General features: G+C 40.6%; 13 protein-coding genes. 5 read left to right on the top strand and 8 right to left on the bottom strand.

Going from position 1 to position 21,759, the window contains the following annotated elements:
* Window positions 1-18: 18 nt before the first annotated feature.
* Window positions 19-3,777, bottom strand: a complete 3,759-nt coding sequence (locus NSS87_RS09915; protein ID WP_339246669.1) for an alpha-L-arabinofuranosidase C-terminal domain-containing protein — start codon at window positions 3,775-3,777, stop codon at window positions 19-21.
* 257 nt (window positions 3,778-4,034) lie between these two features.
* Here NSS87_RS09915 and NSS87_RS09910 point away from each other — a divergent pair, with 257 nt between their 5' ends.
* Window positions 4,035-4,619, top strand: a complete 585-nt coding sequence (locus NSS87_RS09910; protein WP_042186625.1) for a GNAT family N-acetyltransferase — start codon at window positions 4,035-4,037, stop codon at window positions 4,617-4,619.
* Between the two features lie 55 nt (window positions 4,620-4,674).
* Here NSS87_RS09910 and NSS87_RS09905 read toward each other — a convergent pair whose 3' ends face one another.
* Complete coding sequence (locus NSS87_RS09905; RefSeq protein ID WP_339246668.1) at window positions 4,675-11,418, bottom strand: DUF4350 domain-containing protein; 6,744 nt, start codon at window positions 11,416-11,418, stop codon at window positions 4,675-4,677.
* 255 nt (window positions 11,419-11,673) lie between these two features.
* On the opposite strand from NSS87_RS09905, the gene NSS87_RS09900 reads away from it, so the two are divergent.
* Entirely contained in the window at window positions 11,674-12,831 is a 1,158-nt protein-coding gene (locus NSS87_RS09900) for a HupE/UreJ family protein (RefSeq protein WP_339246667.1), read from the top strand.
* A 90-nt stretch (window positions 12,832-12,921) separates the two neighbouring features.
* On the opposite strand, the gene NSS87_RS09895 is transcribed toward NSS87_RS09900, so the two are convergent.
* Window positions 12,922-13,359, bottom strand: coding sequence for a MarR family transcriptional regulator (locus NSS87_RS09895; RefSeq protein WP_081951075.1), 438 nt, complete (start codon window positions 13,357-13,359; stop codon window positions 12,922-12,924).
* Window positions 13,360-13,522: 163 nt separating this feature from the next.
* Window positions 13,523-14,560 (bottom strand): NADH:flavin oxidoreductase/NADH oxidase, encoded by a 1,038-nt coding sequence (locus NSS87_RS09890; protein WP_042186618.1) that lies wholly within the window; start codon window positions 14,558-14,560, stop codon window positions 13,523-13,525.
* Between the two features lie 221 nt (window positions 14,561-14,781).
* Here NSS87_RS09890 and NSS87_RS09885 point away from each other — a divergent pair, with 221 nt between their 5' ends.
* Window positions 14,782-15,162, top strand: coding sequence for a VOC family protein (locus tag NSS87_RS09885; protein WP_042186616.1), 381 nt, complete (start codon window positions 14,782-14,784; stop codon window positions 15,160-15,162).
* Between the two features lie 32 nt (window positions 15,163-15,194).
* On the opposite strand, the gene NSS87_RS09880 is transcribed toward NSS87_RS09885, so the two are convergent.
* Entirely contained in the window at window positions 15,195-15,845 is a 651-nt protein-coding gene (locus tag NSS87_RS09880) for a suppressor of fused domain protein (RefSeq protein ID WP_339246661.1), read from the bottom strand.
* Between the two features lie 26 nt (window positions 15,846-15,871).
* Entirely contained in the window at window positions 15,872-16,951 is a 1,080-nt protein-coding gene (locus tag NSS87_RS09875; RefSeq protein WP_339246658.1) for an alpha/beta fold hydrolase, read from the bottom strand.
* A gap of 179 nt (window positions 16,952-17,130) precedes the next feature.
* On the opposite strand from NSS87_RS09875, the gene coaA reads away from it, so the two are divergent.
* Together coaA and NSS87_RS09865 are read left to right on the top strand one after the other, a co-directional pair.
* A complete protein-coding gene (coaA, locus tag NSS87_RS09870; RefSeq protein WP_042186610.1) occupies window positions 17,131-18,066 on the top strand; it encodes a type I pantothenate kinase in 936 nt (311 codons plus the stop codon).
* A gap of 162 nt (window positions 18,067-18,228) precedes the next feature.
* Window positions 18,229-19,254 carry a glycosyltransferase family 8 protein gene (locus NSS87_RS09865; protein WP_339246655.1) on the top strand — a complete coding sequence of 342 codons (1,026 nt, stop codon included), beginning with the start codon at window positions 18,229-18,231 and terminating at the stop codon, window positions 19,252-19,254.
* A 112-nt stretch (window positions 19,255-19,366) separates the two neighbouring features.
* Here the strand turns inward: NSS87_RS09865 and NSS87_RS09860 are convergent, their stop codons facing one another.
* Window positions 19,367-20,605, bottom strand: coding sequence for an RICIN domain-containing protein (locus NSS87_RS09860; RefSeq protein WP_339248499.1), 1,239 nt, complete (start codon window positions 20,603-20,605; stop codon window positions 19,367-19,369).
* A gap of 264 nt (window positions 20,606-20,869) precedes the next feature.
* Window positions 20,870-21,679, bottom strand: a complete 810-nt coding sequence (locus NSS87_RS09855) for an acyltransferase domain-containing protein (protein WP_339246654.1) — start codon at window positions 21,677-21,679, stop codon at window positions 20,870-20,872.
* Window positions 21,680-21,759: the final 80 nt, after the last annotated feature.

Raw genomic sequence — 21,759 nt, 5'->3', positions numbered from 1 at the left:
TGAATGCTATCTTTTCTATTAAATAAGATCCAGAACAATCACGTTCACAGAATGGGCAGCTAGATTTACAATTGCAGTGTCTTTATCAAACCTGATTTCCGTTTCAACTGGAGTAACCTTCTCATCATTTTTTCTGTTCACATTAGGTGTGTGAACTAGCGAAGCATCGCCCGTTAAAGTAATCCATTTACCGGTAGTAGCTACGTTTAAGCCTTTCAGATCAAGCTTCGTTGCTTTATCTACACGATCCGCATTCACAAGCTTCACATAGAGATGCTTATCATCTTTAGTAACGGAATTGTATAATTCTCTGTTATACGCTTCGAGCTTATAATCAAGCACTTTGCTTGTTGCCTTGCCATCTGTGTAAGAGCAAATCAAATGCTTGCCATCTGCTCCACCATAATTAACAGTGATGGTATATTCCGTATGATCCGCTAGCTCTTCATAGCAACTAGCTCTAAGGTTACCCGCTGCTGTACTAGAGGAATAATCGCCGAGTGTATAAGCCTCAATCCCTTGCTTGTACACCTTGACTCCTGTGGCATCGCCATTATAGCCAATCGCATATTCGATAACATCTTTATTTTCCGGTGAAATGTCTGTCAGACCTGCACCTACATAGAAGCCATCTTCGCCGGAAGCTTTTTCAAGAACGACCTCTACTTTATAATTAGTCCACGCGTCATTGAGAATATACAATCCATTCAGCCCGCTGTTCTGTGCCTTCAAGACTAGACCTTTGGAAGGATCAATCGTATATCCGGCAGAACCAGGAATGACTTTCCAAGCTTCATGCAGCGGCTGTGTAAAATCTTGCTCTAACATAACGCTGCCATCCGTATTCGAAGTAACCTTCACCCGCTTCACAACTACAGATGATTTCCCGGCAGCCACTTCAATTCCTCCGTGAGGAATGAGGTCTACCTTTTCCCCGTTGCGATATGTCGAGAACGATGTGCCAACCACTTTGGTGCCGAGATATTTAGCGTACAGCTGTTGAACATAGTAGTTCGGCGTGTACCATACAGTTTCATCATCAAACCAAATACAATCTGGTGTCCATCTGTAGGTGCCATCTGTTAATACCTTATTGAACAAAGGTGCCGTTGCAGCTAGTCTAATCACATCAGAGTTATTCTCGAAGCTGGACATAATCGCTGCTTCAGCAATCGCTCCTGCCAAAGTATTTTTATCTGTCGAAGCATATTCACCCACAAAAACCTTCGAAGTTTCAGCCTCGTCCAAGCTGCCATCTTCTTTATAAGCTCTGTAATAGTAATTGTAGCGATCCGCATTCTCTAACAAATACTCGTTGGAACGGTAGTAATGCTCGTCCGCAATCGTATCCATGTAGTTCTTTTGTTTCTCATACCAGGTAACCGTCTCTTCAATACTCGATGTTCCATCCGTGAAGCTGATCTGTTCCGAGCCCTGTAGATTTCCGCTTAGGAATTTCCAGCCTTGTTGATAGGCATCATCATCTGCTTGTGCTCCAACCGTAGAAAGAATGGTCAGTTCATGATCAGGGTAGTTTTTCACCATATATTCATCAATCGTTGTTTTAAAATACTCGAAGTTGGCAAAAAACTCTGTGCCCCAGTTTTCATTCCCCACACCCAAGTAACGCAGGTCAAACGCTGCTTCATGGCCCATCTTTTTACGCAAAGCGGCCCACTCGTTATTGTCAAAATCCATGCTAATCGCGAAATCAATCAGATCCGTAAAGTTCTTCACATAATAATCTCTTAACGCACCGCCAGCTGGATTCGCATAATCCGAACGAGCTTGACACAGTACGCCGCAGGCCATAACCGGAAGTGGTGTTGCATTCAAATCTTCGGCTAATTGAAAATACTCCATATATCCAAGACCCATGGTCATCATATAGCCCCATACATTATAGTTCTCTTTGCGAAGCTCAATATCGTTGACAGACTCTTTCCAATCGTACACATTCTCCCAAATGTGAGAGCCTTCAGAAATACAGCCCCCCGGGAAACGTAAGAATGTAGGATGAAGATCAACAAGTGCATTCACTAAGTCTTTTCGCAATCTATAGTTGGAATTCCCTTTATAGTTAGCATGAGCTGTTGCAGAGCGTTCTTCTTCCCCAGCGCCCCAAACATCTTCCGGCATTAAGGAAACCATATCAATGGAAATCTCACCGTTAAAGGTTAAAGCAAGCTGACCAAGTATAGTTTCAGATCCTGTTAATACAAGCTTAGACTCTACACCATACTTCTTCCAGTTACCGTCACCATTCACCTCAACTACCGTTGCATCACTAATGGCTTTACCATCTTTGTCGAGCAATTGCAGGGTGATTGTTCCCGCTGCCTCAGCCTTCGCCCAAATCGTGAAGTTATACTTAGCATCCTTCTTAATAAACATTGAGCAGTGCTGATTGGAATCCGCAAAGCCTCTGTTATTGATCGTCGCGCCATCTGCCACTGTCACATAATGCGCATTCATATCTTTATCTTCGATTCCAAAGAAATCGTTCAAGCCGCCTGTATGATGAACCGTCATTTTGTCCGTGTCACCGGACCATGCATGAAGAGGTGTATAATTTCTTCCTGTTGAAGTCCCGTGCACACCACATACATGCGAATAGCTGTCAAAAGCAAACGACTCAAAGGAACGATTCTGCACTAGCTCTGCATAAATTCCACCATCTGCCGCATTATTAATATCCTCATAGAAAAGGCCATATAAAACTTCGCTAACATCCAAAATCTCATGGTTTCCATCGATCGTTAAGGTGTAGGGTGGCAAACCTTCTGGGAGCACAGATACGGTGAAGCTCTTCTCTACTGTACTGTCACCTTTTTTCAAAACTGCTGTAAGCGTTACACCTTTAGCAGAATGGACGGTTTTATTCACAACTCCCGCATTAGAAATAATTGCTGAGTCACTGGATACCCAGGACACGTCAACTTTTCCACCCATGAGCGAAGCTGGTAATTCGATATCTTTGGTGATGATTGAACTAGTGAAGGTTAAATATTTATCTTTTGCGAGCTTAACGATCTCTTCATCTGTCAAAGACTCGCACATAATCTCAATCACTTCGTCCTGCGTTAATCCCGCTTTATATACACGGAAGTCCGAAAGAGAGCCGCCAAAATCTACATCTGCAGCGTACTGGGACTTGCCGATCGTATTGTTACTATAATTCACTTGATCCTCAAATGTAGCAAACCACGTGCGTAGCTTAGCATATGTACCGCTAGAAGTCTGACTTATCATTCCATCTGCAACGATCTCACCATTGATATACATCACAGGTCCTGCACTGCTTAGTGTTCCACCTTTTGTTCCTGTGACCGCAAAGGCAACGTGCACCCATTCACCAGCAGCAAAGGATTTACCAGGATCTGCGACTAAATCTTCCCCCGCAAAACAAGTCCCCCGGAAATTACGCGTTAAAAAAATATAGGGCCCTGTCTCGCCTTTGCCGAAATCGAACAGTCTTTCCCATAAGCTCCCGCCAGCACTTACATGCATCCAAGTCGAGACAGTAAGGCCAGTTTGGTCGCTGACCTCTTTAAGAAGATCATCTGGCAAAGAAATATAGGATGTACCATGTTCTCCACCCGCTAGTGAAACAGCACTTCTACCCGCTACAGTCTGTATGAATGGCAGCTTAGTCCCTGAAGCGGTTCCATCGTTACCATTCCCTGAGTAATCTTGACCCACATGATCGGGGTTATCAAACTTATAATGCGCTATCAAGTTACCATTAATAGATTTGTTACTGTTGTCATTGTTCATAGAAGATCACCTGTCATCTTTTGTATTAGAAATCATAAAAATCTAACCAATCTACTGATTACTACGACAAAAACGCTACATCCGTGAATCATTTAACCTTTATACGAAACATAATAACACACTTTATAATCAATTAATATATTAACTAATTAATATTTGTGTGAAATAAAAGAAAACTTTTTTATAATTAAAAATTACCAAATAGACCCTTTTATTCATGATAAAATGAATTTGAATGTATGAAGGAGAGATGAAATATGAATAACCATGTAGGTTATGAAACAACAAAACGCGATTTATTTACAATTGAATGTAAAGATATCCTGTTACGAGAGTTTAGAGTGGAGGATTTAGACGAGTTTCACGCACTTACCACGCAGCCTGAAATCATAGAATTTCTGCCCGACTGGAATGTCCCTAAAGAACAACGGCTAGATTGGTTAATAAACTATGAAATAAAAGAAAACCAACAGTTTCTACAAGCGGTCTCAGCGGATGGAAATATCGGGGAGCTTCGTCTTCGTTTAGGCATTATTTTAAAAGAGACGAATGAGTTTATCGGTTGGTGCTGTACAGGAATGAAGGATGAATTACCCGCTCCGAACAGAGAAATCATGTATGCCATATCCAAGGATCATCGCGGCAAAGGGTATACCACACAAGCTGCCAAGGGGTTAATTAAGTATTTGTTTGAGCACACTTCTACTGATGTATTAAACGCTATTGCTCTGGTACACAATACACCCTCAAATAAAGTTATACAGAAATGTGACTTCGAGTTAATTAATGAAATTACGATTGAAAATGAAAGTTATAATTATTACCAGCTTTCTAAGCGATAATGGTATAAGAAAGAGCTGCCTGAATAATCTCAGGCAGCTCTTTCTTTAGTTCCAATTAGTTTATGAATTTAATGGATTGTAGAGATTGTTTAAGAATCTTAACCGCTTGTGCACGAGTTGCCAACGCTTTAGGAGCGAAGGTAGTCTCTGTCATCCCATTCATAACCTGGTTAGCGATTAATTCGGAGACAGATGCTTCAGCCCAGCTTCCAATAGATCCTTTATCTTTATAAGAAGCTAAAACATTACTTGGGTTCGCTGCAGATGAAGTATAGCCTGCATAGGTCAGTGCACGAAGCGTCATCACTGCCATTTCTTCACGGCTGATCGGTGCTAATGGGTGGAAGCTGTTATCTTCAAGCCCATTTACAATCTTCGCATCTGTTGCCGCGGCAACAGCGCCATAGAACCAATCACTCGCCTTCACATCCTTGAACTTCACCGTTGTCCCTTGAGCATCCAGCCCAAGGGACCGTACTAGTAAAGCTGCGAACTCCGCTCTTGTAATTTGCTGCTCAGGTGCAAAACGTGTAGAGGTTTCACCCTTAACAATTAATTTAGATGCAAGAAGCTCGATATCGCTCTGCGCCCAATGACCTTTAATATCATTAAACGTAACATCAGAGTGGATAACTGTGTAGGTGCTGTTTCCATTTCGTTTCATCTCTGCTACGGTTTCATTGCCTTTTACAGTAAAGAATGTCGGTACGAATACAAGCTCACCAGTTGCTTCATCATAACGGACTCCCGTACTGACTCGTGGATCAAGTACTGTATTCAGATTAATGCCCCTAGATACATAATACGTACCAAAGTTATTAATCTTTATCATCTTGCCATTACCCTCTGCGGTAATTTCAAACTTCAACGCCTGGCTTATCAAGCTGGCATTCTTTCGATTCGCTGCTTGATTGATAAGACTAGCTAATTGATCATCCACTTTTGAAATCACAATCGTAATCGTAATATCTTTCATATCCACACCTAGACTACTAATCAACTCTGCCGAAGGAATCACACTAGAAGGAAGATTATAGAAGTAGCCGTTATTCTGAATCAGTAGACTAGATCCTTTTCTAGAACCGTCCGTTGGTGCAAATGCCTGTAAAGGCAGTTCGATTTTAATCGGATTTGTGGAAACCTGAACTCCTAAAACTGCTTGTGCATGCGCTTGAAGTGCTTTAGTAAGTGAATTGGCATCGACAGATACTTTATCGTATGTCACGCCATCCTTACCCACTTCAGTGGTCACGGATATCTTACTGTTATCCAATAATGCCGAATGATCTGCTGGCACTGGTGTTGACGTCGGTTTCGGTGTCGACACTGAAACTGGTGATGTTGGATCTGCTGATGGAGATGGTGTTACCACCGGCGTTGCTGTTGCTGTTGATGTTGCTGTTGCTGTCGGCGTTGGTGTTACTGTCGACGTTGGTGTCACTGTTGGCGTTGCTGTCGCTGTTGCTGCCGGCGTTGGCGTTGCTGTCGCTGTTGGTTCCGGCGATACTGTTGCCGTAGGTGTTGGTTCATCTGTACCTTTAGCCAATTCCTTAGTATCCCGTACCCGGATACGAGTTCCTTCCGTATTCTTGCCGGTAACCCCCACGGCTACCAAAGTGTCACCGATTGCCAATACCGGAACAGGACCACTCTGTTTCACGATATACCCATCGGCAAAGACCAGAATTGGACCTGAGCCATCATCAATAACATAGGAGTTCTCATCGAATTGTGAACGAACCTTCCCCTTCACTTTTACTAACAGCCCTTGATTACTATCCAGATTAGCCTGTGCTGTAGTTAATATAAGTGGTTGTACCGGATCCGTATGTCCTGTTTTAATTACGTCCATCGCGAACGAATCAAATTCAAGTTCATAGTTATTCTCGAATAGTTTCGTTTTTCCGTAAATTCGTACGGTATCCCCTTCAACCAAACTCTTCTCAGGAACTTCTTTAAAGGCCATAATCCCACCGGAAGCATCCTGAACATAGAACGCATCGAAGAAGATGTCCGAGCCCGTAACGACTGTTCCCTCAACTACTCCAGCTGTTCCTTCTGGTTGTGTCTTAAGACTAGCAATAGTGTCGATCTTCGTTTCTCTGTGAGCTAGCCAATTGATAGAATTCAATCCAAGTTCATTATTGCCTTTAGGATTATAAGATTCATCCAATTGCTTATCATTCACAAAGTTCATACCGGAGACAATAATGCGCCCTTTCCCTACTTCTTCTGAAGCAATTGCAGGAATTGCCGAGCCACCAATACCGTCATCGATAATATCATAAACGTATCCGCCGGCAGCGATCTTATCTTGGTATGTCGTTTCATTACCTGATACAAGGATGGTTACTTTATCCGTATCTGCTAGTGCTTGATGTCCGACTTTTTCCAAGCTGGCCCCACTGTAATACTCAACGGTCAATGCCCGGTCTGTAATATAGTTTTTCACTAATCCTGGATGTAATCTAACCGTATATGTGTTCGTTCCTACAGGTTGAGACCAGAAGTTACCTTCAGGACTTGTATCAAAAATACCGTCATTACTGACCTGAATCGTAGATCCAATCTTCGCTAGTAGATCATTACTGATGGTAGGTCTTGAACTACCATTATTACTCTTCTCTGTTAAGAACAATGAACCTCCGCGCGCTACAAAATCTTTTATCGCCGTGCTTTCAGCATCAGTCACAGCCGCCGAAGGATGTGTAAACATTAGTACACTTACATCCGTCAATGTTGTATCTGTGATAGCTCCAGTGTTCTCTACGACAGTGTATCCTTCCTGCCGAAGCTGTGTGGTGAAACTTTTCAGATTGTCTTTATACGTACTTCCATCGGTTGATGTGTTCTCATTTTTATGTGAGGCATCGATCAATACTTTAATTCCCAAGGAAGCCTTAATGGCCACTTCCAACTCGAACTGGTTATCATCCGGTGAATCGCCAGGCGGCGCATCTACTACTGCAATTAATTTATGATTGCCTTGAACTGGATTGGACCATAACACTTGAGCAGTTGCTGTACCCTTAGATAATACGGAAGGAACTACAACTTCGTTAATCAAATGAGCGGAGTCAACAACATCATAATAAAAGTGAACCTTAAGATTACTTAGATCCTGTGATCCAAGGTTAGTTAATCCCGCTTCCAAGGTAGTCGGACTACCGGAAACCAAGCTGTTGCCTACAATATTAATACCGCTAATCTTAATGTCTGTAGTTACATCTTGTGACCAGATTGGAGCGGAATAAATTTGCTCTCCGTCCATTTGTGTTACCTTTACAACGAACCATTGTTGACCGCCTGTTACTTCAACAGAAGGACTCCAAGTGAAATCTTTAGTCATTGGTTTTGCTGTTTGGATAATTTTGTTGCCATTCGTGATCAATTCTACCTTAGCAACACGATCGTCTGATTTATATGAACTGCTGAGGTAACTATATTCAAGCTTGCTCTTCTCTTCAACAACATCATCTTTCCCTGCGATTGAGAAGTTAAGGGTATTGCCCTTCACTGTTGCTCCCATGTAACTGCCATTCGCAAGAACATCTAATGTAAAGTTTGGATCTTCACTCATGTACACGCGCATATTGCGCATCGACTGTAGCAAAGATTCCTGCGACAAATCATCGGATACGATTACTGTTCTCGCATTGGTCTGACCCCATGTACCATCATGGTTATCTTCACCATAAGTTGGGGCTACATGCCATCCCAAATCCAGTGCTTTGAAATATTTACTTTCTGCATTCGCATAGCCATAATGACCTGATCCATTACCCACCTCAAACATGGTGAACAATTTATCAACATTTTTGTCATAAGGTGCGAAATTATTAAAAGCGTTCGCTGACATATCGGGATGATTGAACTGCGCCACGATATCATCATACGTCAATACCCATGCATAATACTTACTCAAATCTTGATATTGACCGGAGTTTTGTTTACGATCAATAAAATTGTCGGTTCCAAATACGTTGGAATGACCCCAAGTAGTTGAAGTCATTTCAAACGCTGGGAATACAACAAAGCTATCATTTTTAGTGTATTGCTTCGCTAGATCCTTCGTTAATTTCCAGTCTTCTCCACCCGTACGTTCCGGTTGACCTTTATGATCTACGGTATCCGAGCCTACCATCGCGGCATCAATATCATGCGAATGATCTGAAAAAGCGAAAAAATCATAGTTATGTGCTTCGGCCGCCTTCAATGCGTCTTCAGGCGTACCCGCAGCATCATGTGAAATATTCGTGTGATTATGAGTGGTTCCACGATAGTGGTTACCGCCTGTAAAGATAGGTGTAATTGTAAAAGTCCATTTATACGTTCCCGCATTATGCTTGTTATCACTAACATTCACGACAACCGTATGATCACTAATCGCAAGTTCGCTGCTATTGGTAATCATAATGGTATCTCCGTTAATGCTAGCCGGAACAGTATTTCCATCCAGCTTGACCACTAAAGTGGATGCATCCAAACCGCTTGGTTCATCATATTTCACGGAAATTACTGGCTGTCTATCTTCAATCCTCGTACCTGACATTGGAGTCTCTTCGAAAAACTCAGGTGCAAATGTATCCTCAACTACAGAAACCTTAAGGGGTGCATCCGGTGTACCCGACTGCTTAGTGACTTCACCCATCTTAGCCTCTATGTAATACTCAAAACTATTACCTGAAGCAACAAAGCTAGAATTCAAATGTGCTGTATAGCTGCTGCCATCAGTAGTACTCATAGGTAATGAAGCATATACCCCACCAATGGTTCTGTAGTGAATAATTACAGAATCAGCATTTTTAGCTTTAGCGGCAAATTGAATATCCGCATTAGCGTAAGCCTGTGTAATCGCTTGATGTGTAAGTGCAAGCTCTTTAACTTCTTTTACATCTTCGATGGATCTAGGAAATACCTGATACCCACTCTTAAAAGTAGTGCCTGACACATACTGACTGAATATCCCGGTAAATGTGTAGGTTAAATCCTTCTCCAGCTTCGTCGGAACATCAATTCCACTAGCTGTAGTAACACGAACCGTAATCGTTTTGTTCGTTACAGTCTCTGCAACGGTAATGTTATAACCATTCCCAGCCATCGCTGGAATGTTAGTGATTTTACCTGTGAATTGAACTAATGTGCCTTCCAGTGGTTCTGCCTTTGTGTAATTGATTAAATCTAACAAAGTAGATTCTGTAGGAATAGGAAGCGCGGCTTTTCCATTCTTCACAACTTTCGTAGGGGTTATTTCTGTTAAGCCATTATAAAATTGAATCGCACCTGTGACTGTAACTAAATCACCTTGTGTTACTGTAACACCCGTTGGAAGGGTTCCAAAGACCGCGATTCCTCCTGTAGCATCTTGCATATAGAAGGTATTGCTTGCTGTCAATTCACTATTACCAATGACTACACCTTGAATCGTAAACACTTGATTAATTTTATCCGATTTACCGTTGCTATCATTTGTGTGTATCGTGCTGATCGGTGTAATAACCGATGTGTCTTCTTTAGTAACTACAGTTCGAGGACCCTCCAAATTTCTACCATTAGAGGTTACGGTCAACTGTGATACATAAACATCATCCATACCACCTGTGAAAGTAAAGGTGAACGATCCATCTGCTCCAGCAACAACATAGTCTTTTCCATCTGTTGTATTGGAGTTACGGCTTCCAGTTGTGGAGCTATTGTAGCTGTAGATTGTTGAATTAGGAACAGCAGCACCTGCAGCCCCTACAATTCTACCTCCACCTTGGGAATCAAGATAATAGTTAAGCTTGTCCGGAATAAGAGCTGCACTCGGCACAGCCAAACGAATAACTACAGGACTACTTGCACTTTTATCTAGATCTTTAGCCGTTAGGTAAACTTGTGTACTGCCGCCAGTATTATCAAAGGTTAAATTGTTAAATGCCCCTGACGCATCTGCATAAACAGCATTCGTAACCGCAACTGAACCTGTACTTGGATCATTGAGATACAAGGATACATAAGTGTCTGCTGTAACAGACGCGATATTTCCTGTGACCATACCCAATGTACCTTCATTAGTGAATTGAATGTTCTGCCCAAGCGGTTGTGAGCTTTTGGTAATCACAATAGCTGGTGTAACAGAGTTTCTTGGAGCAAGGACAGGTCCCACAACGAAATCCGTACTGTTGTTATCTGTATCTAATCCAGCACCTTTACCTGGTCCAGTGTTACTTCCATCCTCTGATCTCCGTTGTGCACTGGTCGAATTACTTAGAGCCGATAATTTAGTTCCTTCTGACTCGTTGGCACCACCGAAGCCTAGAAAGTCAACCACACTAGGATCTGAAATACCTGAAATGGTAGCCTGTATGCTTGTAAGTGCAACCTTTCCTTCAGTTCCTGATAAATTAATATTTCCAATCACATCAGCTTGAACAGGAAGGTCTGCCGGAGCATTAGCTCCCTTTGCACCCTGAATTAATAAAAATCCATGTGATTTAATAACTTTACCCGTGAGTGGTGTCATACTTACGGTCCCTGAGGTAACAGCCGTAAATGCCCCCGCCTTGGAAGCATACTGAACAGCATAATTATTCAGATCCACATCATCGTCAGTTGGGTTATACAGCTCTATAAAATCATAGGAATATGGAGCCCCGTTATTTCCTCCCCCACCAAATACTTGGCTGATTACTACATGCGCAGAAGCAGCTCCTGCAACCTTAGGCAATAGCAATCCTTGCGGAATCATAGACAAGAACAGCAATACAGCTAATGCTAAACTTGTCCGTTTTTTCACTTTCTCAAACTTCAAACTCATGAACAAAATTCCTCCTCGTATAACATGTCAGCTATATTTTCATCATAAACCTGCTTTGTAAACGAGTTGTTATTGTTTTATTTCGTTTTGTAAAATTTAATTAAAAAAATATTAGAATTTTTAGTTTTTATTTAAAATATTCGCTCATACAACCCTTATTTTATCTTTTCAGTTAACACTCCAATGACAATTTAAGATTATGATCAACTGTAATAACATCATTTAATACATATTTATCTTCAAGGGGGAACAACTTTGCCAGCTCGTAAGAACCGCTCCAACCTATTAAAATCATTAATCTTTATTGTGATTTTCCTTATTTCTATGACTTCTTCTCAACTAACGGCTTCCGCACATCCACTTAGTGCCAGTTATACTACCGTTACTTTTGATAAGGACAAGACCGATTTTTCATTTTCATTGGACGTCATTTCGATTATTGAAAGCATGGATAACGTAGATATGAACGGAAATGGAATATTGGAAGAGAATGAGATTGAGAGCAATAAGCATCGTTTAGAAGAATGGATCGAAGATAGCGTCATCTTGGAAATGAATGATCAACAGCAAGCTCCAGAGCTTCAAGATCTATTCCTTGATAAAAAAGGGGATAAAGAGGTTCTTACCTGGAATTTTACCTATCCTGCCTTTGAGCCTGGACAAACCATCGCAATCAACGACGGCCTATATTCACAAGCTACAAGTTCACCGTATGTCAATTTAATTACTGCACATAACGGAAATCAGACTAGCGAAACCGTAATGCAAGGAAAAGACCGGACGTGGACCATGCTGCTAACAGAGGATCAACAGGAGCAGCAATTATCATCATCCACCAATTCGTCTTCATCAGGTAATTCTGGGTCCTCATCCGATTGGTTTTCTTTTTTCAAACTGGGAATGAACCATATTCTTACTGGTTATGATCACTTGTTATTCCTATTCGCTCTACTATTAAGAAAACAAACGCTCAAACAATATGCTGCAATTATCACAGCTTTCACTTTAGCACACAGCATTACGTTAACACTCGCAGTTCTGGGCTGGATCTCCTTGCCTTCACGAGTTGTTGAATCTGTAATTGCACTCAGTATTTGTTATGTAGCGCTTGAGAATATTTTTCGTAAAGAAATCCGTTTACGCGCGCTCATAACTTTCCTGTTCGGACTCATTCATGGCATTGGCTTTGCAGATATTCTTCAAGAAATGAACTTGCCAAAAGCACATTTGGCTGTGGATCTGGTGAGCTTTAATGTAGGAATTGAATTTATCCAATTATGTATTGTTATTGTTTTGCTTCCGGTACTTATTTTTCTCCAAAAAAGAAATTTCTACAAACCGGTTATCGCATATGGTTCATGGTTAATTACTGCACTTGGCGCCTTTTGGCTAGTGGAGAGATTGTTCTTCTAGAATAAACCCTATAGTCTCACGCAAAAAAACCCCTGCATGGGAAATGGAGATACGATCCATTTACCTAAACAGAGGTTTTTTTGAGCTGATTCATGATTGCTGCTTCATACGAAGCATTTGCGCTAGAAGCTGTTCCACATCTTTTTCCGGGAATGCCTTCATTAGCGTGTCTTTAAAGGTTTCTTGTGCACGGATGAGCTTGGCCTCACCAATGGAGGTTAGGGAGGTATAAATACTTCTGCGATCACTGTCGCATGCTTTTCTCTCTAAAGCTCCGCAGCCCTTGGCTTCAAACCGGCTAACTAAACGTGAAACGGCACTTTGGCTTAAACCAACCATGGATTCAAGTTTCTGCAATTTCAGTTTTTTCTCTGGGGCTTCCGACAAGAATAATAACAAGTAGAACTCTTTTAAAGATAATCCATGATTCGCTTGCAAATTAACTTCTAATTCATTCGTCACATTCATTTGTATATGCGTTAACGTCAACCAATTCGCGATAAGGTCATTGTTAAGAATTTTGTCCATCTATCTCTTCATCTCCTGAGCGTATGACTATTCATGAATTTTTTCTTCTATATAATAGTACTACACTCCCCATCCATTGTGCCAAGCTTAATCCAAAAAAGAGAAAAGACCGTTTCTCCAAGAAGTCGGTCTTTCCAAATGATTCCATTTAATTCGTTAGTCCTTAGCCTTTAATTCTAGGAAATCCAAAGGCATACTGCCGAGGAATACTAGGGTCTTGCTGAAGCTCAACCCCAGCCTCCAGCGTCCAATATGGATTTCTCAGCATCCCCCGACCAACCGCAACAAGATCTGCTTCCTCATTCCCAATGACTGCATTAGCAAGAGCAGGTTCATCCAATCTGCCTACAGCAATCACCGGTACATTCAAACCATATTTGATCTCTCTTGCCAAAGGAACTTGATACGCCGCATGTGTTCCTGGCTTGCCAGCAGCCGCGATAGGACCTTCACCACCTGCACTGATATGGAAAATATCTGCGCCAGCTTCTTTATAAGCTTTACTAAATGCCAAGCTTTCTTTAATGCCGTATCCGCCCTCTACATATTCTTGAGCTGAGATACGCATGATCAATGGCATTCCTTCAGGCATTTCACTTTTCGCTGCACGAATGATTTCAGTACCAAACAAGGTCAAATCTTGGCCATATTCATCTGTTCTTTGATTTGTTAATGGTGAATGGAACTGATGAATAAGGTAACCGTGCGCACCATGAAGCTCGATAACATCAAACCCCGCTTGAATCGCACGCTTCACGCCTAACCGGAATTTTTCAACCATACCCTTCACTTCTTCAGTCGTTAGGGCACGTGGTGTTTTGGAGTCAGCATCAAATGGAACGGCAGAAGAGGATACAGGAACTGCTGCATCTTCAGCCTTACGCCCAGCATGAGCAATTTGAATACCTACTTTTGCCCCATAAGCATGACAAGCATCAACAATTCTAGCCAATGCAGGTATTTGCTCATCGGACCAAATGCCAAGGTCAAAATCAGTAATTCGGCCATCAGGCTCTACATCGGTCATTTCAATAATAATTAATCCTGTTCCTCCAATGGCGCGGCTTACGTAATGATTATAATGCCAATCGGTAGCAATTCCGTCCTTGTTAGTCACTGAATACTGACACATTGGAGGCATAACCACGCGGTTCTTCAATTTCAAATCCTTCATTTCATAAGGGGTAAACAAGTTCTTCATGATATCTCTCCTCTTTATAAAAAACTAAATTTATTATGAACATTAAAAACATGTTTTAGCAGAAATTAATTAATGTATGCTCATGCATGTATATTAGTATAGAATATCTATGGTGTCAACCATGAATGTCTCCTGCGGTTTAATAACTCCACGTATTGTTGAAATCTTTGTCGCAAGGTAATATATGGGTATCTATTTTCTTAGAAAGGATGATCTCACAAGTGGACAAAAAGCTTTTACAATCACATAGTATCTTTCCTACCCTGAATATTGAGCGCACCGCTGCTTATTACAATCAGTACTTAGGCTTTCAAGTTGTGCCCTATTTAGATACGGAAGAACCGCATGTTTGCCTCTATCGTGATGATACAGAAATTATCCTTACTCAATCCCAAGGACAAAGGGTTATTCCTAATCGAGAATTGTATGGCTATGGTTACGATGCCTATTTTATTACGAAACAGCAAGAGCAGTTGGAGAAAGAATTTGAAGCGGCTGGTGTTAACATTGTCCGAGCATTAGCAAACACCGACTATAATAACAAGGAATTTGTTATTGAAGATGTTGATGGGCGCTGGATTGCTTTTGGGATTAAAGGATAAAAAAAACGGCCCTCGGCCGTTTTTCTTATCCTTTAAAAGAGTCCAAATATCTTCTTACAGCTATTTTTACGGGAAGGATTCAGAACATCGGTAACCCCAATCTTATTTAACTTATTAAGAAGTTCTTCCTCGCCATGCTTAACTTTATAATCTAACTCTTCTCCATAAAGCGGAATTAAAGTATAGAAGTGCACCACTTTCTCACTGTTCATTTCCAAATTAAAAAATCCAGCTTTATCTTCAACATCTGGCACCCACACAAACATCCCTTGAAATCCTGTATCCTCACTATAAGGCTTTACTGGATTACCGTTGACTAGCGTATGCCCCATATAGAGCCATGTATTATATTCATGTGGAAACCTAGCCGTTGTTTTTAGCGCACGAACTGGCCAATAATTTCTTTCGTCCTTAAAAGCCTCATCAGACAGCTTCCATGTAGGAGGAAGGCAAATCATTAATTCAGTAAATTGATATTCTTCTGCACCATCTGGTACCTGCATCGCAAATTCACTCATTCCTGATGTAATTAAAGTATAGTAATTCCGCTCAGGCGTCGGGTTAACAATTAGAATATCAATGGACAGAACATCTGAAATAACCTCTTTAAAAATATTATCAATAACCCCTATGTATTGTTCAATATGATTACATATCATCTGATGAGTTTGAGCTGAATGCATTTAAAATCCCCTCCCTTATTACTAGATTACAGAATTTCATCTCCACTGCCATTGATTTCACAGAAATCACTATGATTATGACTTATGAATGTAGAATAAGCATTCCCCTGATTTAATAAATGCTCTTGAAAAAACTTAGCGACAAGCTCATTTATCTGATTATGAATCCCACAAGTTCTATGATATAAAGTCTCGTCCTCCTCAAAAAGAGGCATATCACTAAAGGACATATGCGTTGCCTTTCGTATTTTCAAAAAAGATTTATATCCATTCCAATTCCGGAAAAGCTTCTCTTGTCCTTTGATGAAATCATTTGCTATTTTCTCCTGTAAAATAATGCTTAAGGATTCTAAAGCAGAAGCATTTTGCCTTAATACAAGTAGGGGTACCGAGTTGTTGTTCACTTCATTCTCAATATATAAATGCATACTTGCATCTAATAAAACTGCGGCTTTAATTCTATCATCTTCCATAGTTAAATCTAATGCAGTAGCACCACCGATTGAATGTCCAACAATGCCAACCTTGTCCATATCAAAACTTTCCATTCTTGAATTCAGATTGGATAGGTGATCTAATACATACTTTATATCCTTTTTTCGAATAGAAATTAAGTGATGTAATTCGCTATAATCTGTAGCCTGTATTGTCCTCATGACCTCTGATTGATTCATAAATTCTCCACTTGGACTAACTGTAAACATGGCTTCATAAGCAGCACTGACGGTTACCACTATGAATTCTTGCTTTACCAGCGCTTGTATATTGTAAATATACATATCTCTATCTAAGCCTAGTGCAGGAGAGTAGATAATGACAGGATAGGATCGTTTGGATTTTTGTTGCAATGCTCCCTCGCTGATTGAGGTAGATAATCCATCTATGATATCCATATTCATTCCAATATCTTGTAGAATTTCTCTTGCTTGTTGTTCACAGGGCCGGAAAAGATCCATATATTTCATTTCAGATTCGTTGTTATCGGGTAAACCATCCGTATCCGGATAATAAATACTTATCACGATTTTTCTGGGCTCTGACTCTTCTTGGAACGTACCCTTGCGCGTGTAATCCGTTAATACTTCAACTTTTCGAAAAACTCCCATGGTTCCACTCCATTCTTCCTCGTTCACTATATTTTAATTTATTTTCCTATTTATTGAAATGAATTCTCCATAATGTCCATACTAATGTCGATTGCTATGAATGGAATCAAGTTGAATGAACGGTTATAATACCTAAGTGCAGGTGAATCTTTAAAAAAATCAGGGATGTGGAAACTTTAATGGTGAATAATTCAGCATATACACTTTATTTACGTGAGGATTGGAAGAAGCTAAGCGATTTCACCGCTATCCAATTATCAGAAGAAGAGCTTACCGATATCCAAAGTATTAACGATAAAATTTCGATTGAGGATGTAAATGAGGTCTATCTTCCTCTGTCCCAATTGATACATTTGCAGCTTCAAGCCTCTCATACATTTAAAGATTCTATAAATCACTTTCTTAATAACGATCTTAAAAAAGGTCCATTTATCATAGGCATCGCCGGAAGTGTCGCTGTTGGCAAGAGTACAACCGCTAGACTTCTTCAGAAACTCCTCTCTCAATTACCTTCTCATCCAAAAGTAGATTTAGTTACGACTGACGGGTTCCTACTTCCCAATGCTGAGCTGGAAAAACGTGGAATTATGAAGAAAAAGGGATTTCCTGAAAGCTATGACACACGTAGTTTAATTTCATTTTTAACTAAAGTGAAGTCTGGTGTTTCGGGTGTTCAAAGCCCTGTATATTCGCATCTAACTTATGATATCGTGCCAAATGAATGTATTACGATCGAGAACCCGGACATCCTAATTGTTGAAGGATTAAATGTTCTTCAGACTAGTTTGACAATTAATCAAAGTATGCCAAACTATTTTGTATCTGATTTCTTTGATTTTTCAATTTATGTGGATGCTGATGTGAATAATATTGAGAAATGGTATATTGACCGGTTTATTAAGCTTAGAGATACCGCCTTCCAAGATGAGCAATCTTATTTTAAAAAATATGCACAGTTATCACTAGAAGAATCTATCGAGATCTCGAAAAGAATATGGAAAGAAATCAATTTTGAAAATTTGATACACAATATTTTGCCTACCAGAAATCGTGCAGATCTTATACTATTTAAAAATAACAATCATCACATAGATCGTATTAAGCTGCGAAAATAAGAAATTGTTCTCACAAACCAAGTCTCTGATTTGCAGAGCTTGGTTTTTTTATGTGCAAAAAAAATTGGGTGAATATCGTAGGTGTAATGCCTTTATCCTCTTGCCAGGGCAAACGTATACTGTGGTACATTCGTACACTAATGTAGAGAGAGGATAAATCAAATGATCGAAATTGCCTTGGCCTTTCAAGATAAGGATGGAAAGTATGTAGAGCATGCCGGTGTCGTTTTAGCGTCAGTTTTTCATCATACAAGTTCCCCAATCCATGTTCATATTTTACATGATGCCTCTTTAACCGAAGTTAACAAGCGAAAGCTCACCAGATTAACCACTAAACATCAGCATACGATTAGCTTTTATTCGATTACTTTACCCGAAGATATGCTCCAGGTTCTTGCCAATATTAATTCTATCGATATGTGGACACATGCAAGTATGTACCGATTGCTGCTTCCCGCGTTAATTCCTTCTGACAAAATTATTTATCTGGATTGTGATGTATTGGTAAACATAGACATCGCGGAGCTGTGGCAAGTCGAGCTGAATGAAAAATATTTAGGGGCGATTTGGGATCAGGGCATTATGGATGTTGCATCTATTGTGAGCGCCAAAGGGCTGAATCCCGAGATTTATTTTAATTCTGGAGTGATCGTATTTGCTTTGAATAATATCCGCCAGAATACGAACTGGTACCAAGAGATGCTGAACTTCTTGCGCACTTTCCCTGATGTCACCATGCCTGACCAGGATGTTCTAAATGCAGTTTTTGGAGCGAATTACCTCCCTCTCGATATCCGTTTTAATTCATTTAACATGGCCATCCCAGATCATGACTACAATAATAAAATTGTCCATTTTGCCGGGGATGAGAAATGCTGGAATAAAGATTCCTCAGGATTTGCGCTATATCGTAAGTTCCTAAATCTAACCCCTTGGAGAGCTTTTAAAGCCAAATTAAAACGAAGAAGACGGAAGGTCAGCTATGTAAAGCGGCGGTTCATACGAAAAAGTAATAGACGAATCATTTATAAACGTAGAATTAAAATTATTCGCACAAGAATCTCGCCCCTTTCGCTGTTTCAATTGAAATTAATTAGAACGATTAGGAGAAGAAAAGGGACAGTAATCAATACAAGAATTCAATATCAACGACGTATTAAACGTAAAAAAACAGCCCCTATTAGATAGAGGCTGCAGGATCTCGAGAAACCCAAGGCCATCCAGTGAATTGGGTTTCTCGTCATTCTGAAAAACGGTATCTCTGCCGTTTTTCTTAAACATGATCGTATAATAGATCCTTTTAGTTCACTTTAGTAAAAAACCATTTCTGAGCATCGCTTCCGTTATCCGTCCACTGCTGAACCGCTGCGCCATCTGCGGTTGAGGCTCCGTTTACATCCATAGCTAATCCACTCACTTTAGAAATTAGTTTGTAGTAGCCACCCCCTACATCTACAATGCTCCACCGCTGAGCGTTGGTACCATTGTCATCCCATTGCTGCAACTGTACGCCGCTGACGGTTGATGAGTTCGGCACATCCAACACTTTTCCACTATGCACTGCTGTCAGCTTATAGTAGCCGTCTCCTGTACTTTCCACCTTAAATTTCTGATTATTGGCTGTGTAATTGGTCCATTGCTGCATCTTTGCCCCACTTGCTGTGGATACATCCACTACGTCCAGAACCTTGCCACTAGCCTTGTCGGCTAAAGTATAAATCCCACCACTAACGATGTTTGAGGTAGGCGCGGATTGATACACACGTACATAATCAACCAGCATTTGCGCCGGGAAAGCAGTTGAAGCGTTTGGACTTCCAGGCCAATTCCCACCAACAGCAAGGTTTAGCAGGATAAAGAAGGGTTTTTGGAACTCCTCCGTATTTCCCGTTCCATTCTCGATATAAAAAGCATTAAATTGGTTGCCATCTACAAACCACTTGATATAATTCGCATCCCATTCAACGCTGTACACATGGTATTGAGAGAAATCCAGATTTCCGGATACCTGCCCATACTCGGCATGCCCATTGGCATCCCAGTGTACCGTCCCATTAACAAAAGCATTATTGTTCACACGTTCCATAATGTCTGTTTCACCGGATTTAGGCCAACCTACTGTATCAATATTTGATCCAAGCATCCAAAATGCCGGCCAGAGTCCTTGACCTGAAGGCACCTTGATTCTAGCTTCAATTTTCCCATAGGTAAAACTTTTGAGTCCTTGTGTTTTGATCCGTGCAGAGGTGTAATTCATTCCACCGTAGGATTCTTTTTGCGCTGTAATAACCAGATTTCCACCCGTAACTTGCAGGTTCTGCGGACGACTAGTATAGTACTGAAGTTCATTGTTACCCCAGCCACCGCTCCCTGTGCCGATTTCGGCGGACCAATTACCAGTATTCAGAGAATTCCCGTCAAATTCATCACTCCATACCAGATTCCAGTTCGAGGCTGCACTTGAATTACCTGTAGGCACTAGAGCAATCATGAGTGTAAACAGCAGAAATAGACTTAGCATTTTTCCTTTTCTCAACATCATCGTCTCCTCCTAATAAATAAAAAAATTATAGGACACAGGAATGCTTAAGACGATATCTGCCCAGGGTCAGCCCAATGGAATCACCTCTTTGATCTTATTGATTTCATTGCACGGCGCGCTCGTACATTTGAAACCGGTTTCGTTTTTGGATAAAACAAAGCACTATCCCCAAAACCAGCTATTACAGCCAGAGTCAGGTTAACGCATCACTTCATTTGCAGTGTACGTCTTCTCTATCCGTAATATGCCAAGATTTCAACCTTACTTATGTACTTTAATCCCATAGCCACTTCCTAGTTTGCCTCCTGCAATTAAAAAGGCTTTTGCACGCCGTTGCAGTTGGGTGTTCTCTTCGTACGCTTGTGGGGTCATACTTAATTTACTAAATATTCTTTCTTCTGCTTCCTTGGAACTTTTATCCACTTCATAAATGTAGAACCGACTTTGAAACTGAATAATGTTCGATTCTGGGTTCAAAATCTCACTTAATTCCGGATCAAGCAGCCATGAATGACAAATAAACACTGGAGTTATACCTCTGAAAAAAACTCTGGCTAACTGAAAGGACTCCTCGACACTTTGAACGGATAAAGGCTCTCCCGCTGGAATGTGCACATTAAGCACGATTTGATTGGTATAGATTTTACAACCATCAACATCTAAATCGCGGTCCATCGCAAAAGGTTGAAATTGCATTCTTCCCAAACGAAATAAACGAAGCTGAACATGCTCTTGCAGCCAGTTATATTCTTCAATACCATATTCACCGTAATCACGTAGACATTGCATGCACCAGATCTGAATATCTGAGAATGTATCATAATAGATCTCATCCTCAATGTTACGAATACGATACTCTTCATAAGCTTCTACTGCGAATCTCACAAATAAATATAATAGTAGCTTTCGATAGCCCTCCGATGCTTTCACAGATTCAAAAAAAGAAAATCTGTCAAAATAAAAATGTTGTTTATAAACTAGATATTCATCCTCTTTTATCTGAAACTCATAAACCTGCTGTCTAGCCGCTGGATCAAGCTTTATCCCTTCACACAATGCTCTGATATTCACTAGAAAACCTCCCTATTTCCTATGGATACAGCACACCACTTGTAAAAACTCATAAAATATAACAAAGAAACGGCATTTCT

Origin of the sequence: Paenibacillus sp. FSL F4-0243, from assembly GCF_037963295.1 — a bacterium.
Lineage (GTDB): Bacteria > Bacillota > Bacilli > Paenibacillales > Paenibacillaceae > Paenibacillus_AQ.
The sequence above is the reverse complement of the archived record's forward strand: the minus strand, read 5'-3'. Positions and strand labels throughout refer to the sequence as shown.

What these genes read in the sequence shown, in the direction of transcription:
- NSS87_RS09915 (WP_339246669.1), bottom strand. Translation starts at nt 3,777, where the DNA reads ATGAACAATGACAACAGTAACAAATCTATTAATGGTAACTTGATAGCG.
- NSS87_RS09910 (WP_042186625.1), top strand. Translation starts at nt 4,035, where the DNA reads ATGAATAACCATGTAGGTTATGAAACAACAAAACGCGATTTATTTACA.
- NSS87_RS09905 (WP_339246668.1), bottom strand. Translation starts at nt 11,418, where the DNA reads ATGAGTTTGAAGTTTGAGAAAGTGAAAAAACGGACAAGTTTAGCATTA.
- NSS87_RS09895 (WP_081951075.1), bottom strand. Translation starts at nt 13,359, where the DNA reads ATGGACAAAATTCTTAACAATGACCTTATCGCGAATTGGTTGACGTTA.
- NSS87_RS09890 (WP_042186618.1), bottom strand. Translation starts at nt 14,560, where the DNA reads ATGAAGAACTTGTTTACCCCTTATGAAATGAAGGATTTGAAATTGAAG.
- NSS87_RS09880 (WP_339246661.1), bottom strand. Translation starts at nt 15,845, where the DNA reads ATGCATTCAGCTCAAACTCATCAGATGATATGTAATCATATTGAACAA.
- NSS87_RS09875 (WP_339246658.1), bottom strand. Translation starts at nt 16,951, where the DNA reads ATGGGAGTTTTTCGAAAAGTTGAAGTATTAACGGATTACACGCGCAAG.
- coaA (WP_042186610.1), top strand. Translation starts at nt 17,131, where the DNA reads ATGGTGAATAATTCAGCATATACACTTTATTTACGTGAGGATTGGAAG.
- NSS87_RS09865 (WP_339246655.1), top strand. Translation starts at nt 18,229, where the DNA reads ATGATCGAAATTGCCTTGGCCTTTCAAGATAAGGATGGAAAGTATGTA.
- NSS87_RS09860 (WP_339248499.1), bottom strand. Translation starts at nt 20,605, where the DNA reads ATGTTGAGAAAAGGAAAAATGCTAAGTCTATTTCTGCTGTTTACACTC.